The organism is Alkalibacterium sp. m-11, from assembly GCF_054658155.1.
Window position 1 is genome coordinate 1 of record NZ_BAAGIR010000154.1, and the last position, 4,041, is coordinate 4,041.

At 36.3% G+C, this 4,041-nt stretch carries 3 protein-coding genes; all 3 read right to left on the minus strand.

Annotated features, from left to right (window positions below):
• Positions 1-430 precede the first annotated feature (430 nt).
• The 3 genes from ACYQ2O_RS10850 to ACYQ2O_RS10860 are packed head-to-tail and all read right to left on the minus strand — an operon-like array spanning position 431 to position 3,890.
• Positions 431-1,477: an alcohol dehydrogenase catalytic domain-containing protein gene (locus ACYQ2O_RS10850; RefSeq protein WP_459796609.1), complete on the minus strand. Its 1,047-nt coding sequence runs from the start codon at positions 1,475-1,477 to the stop codon at positions 431-433.
• A 3-nt stretch (positions 1,478-1,480) separates the two neighbouring features.
• Positions 1,481-2,503, minus strand: coding sequence for a Gfo/Idh/MocA family oxidoreductase (locus ACYQ2O_RS10855; RefSeq protein ID WP_459796610.1), 1,023 nt, complete (start codon positions 2,501-2,503; stop codon positions 1,481-1,483).
• A gap of 1 nt (position 2,504) precedes the next feature.
• Positions 2,505-3,890 carry a PTS fructose transporter subunit IIC gene (locus ACYQ2O_RS10860; RefSeq protein ID WP_459796612.1) on the minus strand — a complete coding sequence of 462 codons (1,386 nt, stop codon included), beginning with the start codon at positions 3,888-3,890 and terminating at the stop codon, positions 2,505-2,507.
• Positions 3,891-4,041: the final 151 nt, after the last annotated feature.

A 4,041-nucleotide genomic window follows, 5' to 3' on the forward strand; every position in this document is an offset into this window, starting at 1 on the left:
TTATTTTACCTTTGCTGGAGACATTTGACAAGAAAAAAAGCAATGTGATCCAGCAGTGTATTCACGTCTGCTGGATCACATTGCCTTTTTCCGCCTCTTTTTTATCGGTATAGAATGCTTTTCTACACGCAACTGGTGGTAAAAAGCACCTCAACGCTGGTAAGAATCGCCGCAATACTCAGTAAGTCGAATTATTACATGGTAACCCTCTACTTAATCTCGACTTATTGCCTTTTCATTATCTTGTTTCTCTCTCAGTTTATTTTATACAAAAATCCCCTAAAGTAGTTTACTTTTTCAAGCGTTTACTTTAGGGGAGAGCATATCAAAGCTCAAGAAATCATTTCCTTATGATCTTATAGGAGCATTATTTGCAATCAAAAAAATACTTTAATATATTAAACTGTATATCTTACACATTACTATTTGATCAATTCCCGAATGTAATCATGTTTTTTAATCCGATACCCTCTGTAGCATTGTGTAAGGCTAATTTGAAATCATCTATTGAGTATCGATTTGTAATTAATTCTTTTAAAGGTACTCTGCCACTAGCCACTAATTCTACAGATGTTCGATACCCACTTAAGCTTGCTCTAGTACATCCAAATACTCTCAATTGCTTATAGTGTAAAATATTTGTATTTAAAGATACTTCTTCTCTGTCTTTAGGTAATCCCCCAAAGAAAAGACATCTACCATTCATTGCCATATACTCAAAACTTTCTTTTTGAGCTTGAGCTGATGGAGCTGCAATAATTGATAAATCAATGCCTTTACCATTGGTGAGTAACTTGACTTTATCCGCCAATTCATAACTTTCTAATGTAACAATCTCTGGTACTATTTTCTTAGCATCATTAAGTCTATCTGTAGATAAATCATTCATGATTACTAATCCAGCGCCCCTGCTTAAAGCTAACATAGCATGCATGATACCAATTGGACCCGCTCCGATAATTAATACTTTATCTCCAGCATAATTACCAGCTATTTCTTGCCCATTGTAAACGCAGCTAAAAGGTTCGATTAGAGCAGCTTCTTCATAAGATAAATTATCTGGAATAATTGAAACATTTCCTTGACGAATCGCTTTTTCAGGAATGACGACATATTCTGCAAATCCTCCTGGCAAATTGATTCCTAATGCTTCATATTCTGCACACAAATGGGTCTGCCCGCTCACGCATAAATCACATACTCCACATCCCATATTTGGAGCAATAGCAACTCGCGTCCCAATATTATAGTGAGTAACTCTAGAACCAATTTCAACAATATCACCAGAAACTTCATGTCCTAAAGTTAATGGATTTTCTAAGTCCACACCTTCATAACCATTTTTATACATTCTGACATCTGTTCCACAAATCGAAGCTGCTTTCACTTGTATGAGTATTTCATCATTCTTAATTGTACGCTTTTCTACTTCGACAACTTCTAAGTGATTTTTTCCAAATAACTGGACTGCTTTCATCTTTTATTCATCCACCTTTATAACTTTATTTTCTAGTAATGACTTTAGTCCTGCATTTACTAACCTGACTGACATTAAACCATCATGTCCTGTCGCTAATGGTTCAGTATTATTTATGATACTATCCACAAAAGATTGAGCTTCTGCTTGATAAGCATCTCTGAATAAATAGGTCCAACTATGCATGGTTGGTTGAGAAACTTTTCCATCTGCAGTAGCTATTTTAATTTCATGTTTGGATTGGGATCCAATTAAAATGCTGCCCTTTGTCCCTAATATTTCTGCCCGAGCATCATAGCCGTATTGAACATATTGAGCACCATCTATGATGCCAAGCTTTCCATCTTCAAACTCAATATTCATAGCCACAGTATCATAAAAATCCGGATATTTTTCTTTTACTTCAGGTGACCTAAAATTACCACCAATTGAATAAATACTCGAAATTTCACTACCTGTTAACCAACGTAGTGTATCCAAATCATGGCTGTTTACCTCACCAATTGGCCCATTACTTTGACTAATATCAAACATCCATTCTTTAGGTGAACTCGGACCATGAGTTAAAGATTTTACTAAGGTAACTTCACCAATGATTCCATCTTCAATCGCTTTTCTAGCTTCGATAAAACTCGGATCAAAACGACGCATAAATCCAACTTGAAGTTTTACATTATTTTTTTCAGTTGCATTAATGATATCGATACATTCTTGTTCATCCATAGCTAGAGGCTTCTCACAAAGAATATGCTTTTTTTCATTAGCTGCCTCCACTGCTATTTCTTTATGGTAGAAAGTTGGAGTGGCAATAATAACCGCATCAATCTCTGGATTTTTCATGAGTTCTTTATAGTCTGTATAAGTATATTTACAGTTTAGTTCTTTCTGAGCATTTTCTAACGATTCTACAACTGGATCGCATAAAGCAATTAATTCTGCATTGTTTACTTTATTAGCAAAATTGCGTCCATGGATTAATCCAGCTCGACCCGTACCAATTAATGCAAATTTAATATTTTTACTCATATTATGCCAATCCCTCTTCTACATTTTCTACTCGACCTTTTTTTAAGAAAGTAATTAAAAGTCCAGATACTAACGTTCCTACTGCTAAAGCAATGATATACAATAATAAATTAGATACTGCTCCAGGTATGAGGAATATAAACATTCCTCCGTGTGGAACCGCAATCCCACAGTTAAATAACATAGATAATGCACCTGTTATTGCCGAACCTACAGTTACTGATAGTAGGACTCTGACAGGGTCTGCTGCCGCAAAAGGAATTGCTCCTTCTGAAATAAACGAAAGTCCCAATACCCACGCCGATTTCCCTGCTTCTTTCTCTTGTTTTGAGTAATATTTTTTACCTAGTAACGTTGATGAGAGTGCCATCGCTAATGGTGGAACCATTCCTGCTGCCATAACTGCTGCCATTATTTGGCTCGTATCGTTTCCTGATAAACTAGTTAATGAAGCTACACCAAAGAAATATGCCGCTTTTCCAATTGGTCCAGCTAAATCAATTGCCATCATACCTCCGAGAATTAACCCAAGTAGAATTGAGTTCATCCCACTTAATCCATTTAACCAATTGATTAAGCCGTTATTCAGTGCTATAAGAGGAATACCAACGACAAACTTCATAACTAAACCGACAGATAAAACCGAGAGCACTGGTAAAATTAAAACTGGTATAATTCCGGAGAAACTCGGAGGTAATTTAATAATTTTTCTTAACCCTCTAATTGTATAACCAGCTAAGAAACCACCTAACAAGGCCCCTATAAAACCTGCTTGGATATCCGCAGATAACATACCAGCTACCATACCAGGTACTAATCCTGGTCTATCCGCAATTGAGAAAGCAACATACCCACCTAAGACTGGCAACATTAATCCCATTGCTACTCCACCGAGCTCATTAATGGCTGCTGCTAATTCGCCTTCTGCATTAATCCCACCAACAGCAAAAGCTAGGGCTATAAGAACACCTCCAGCAACAACAAAAGGAATCATATAGGAAACTCCTGTCATTAGATGACTGTAAATCCCTTTTCCTTGTACTGTTTCTTCGCCTATACCGCCTTCAATTTCCTTGTTTTTGTAAAGAGGTGCACGAGATGCTCTTTCAATTAAATCTTTCGGATCATTAATGGCTTCATTGACATCTACTTCTAGTAATTTTTTCCCAATAAATCTGTCTTTATTTACTGTTGTACTGGCTGCAATGATTACAGCATCTGCCTCTTGAATTTCACCTTTAGTTAATGCATTTTCCGTTCCAATTGATCCTTGTGTTTCTACTTTGATTTCAACACCTGATTCTTTAGCCGCCATCTCTAAACTTTCTGCCGCCATAAATGTATGAGCAATTCCGGTCGAGCAAGAAGTTATTGCAACAATTTTCATAACTATCCCTCCATTAAATTAATTGTTAGTGTCAATACTTTCTTTTAATAATTGCTTACAATGGTTGTTATATCAAGGAAAAGCAAAAAAACACTTGCCCCTCCCCTAAATCTCGTTCAAAATAGTAGGTACCAACCAAACTACTTCCAAG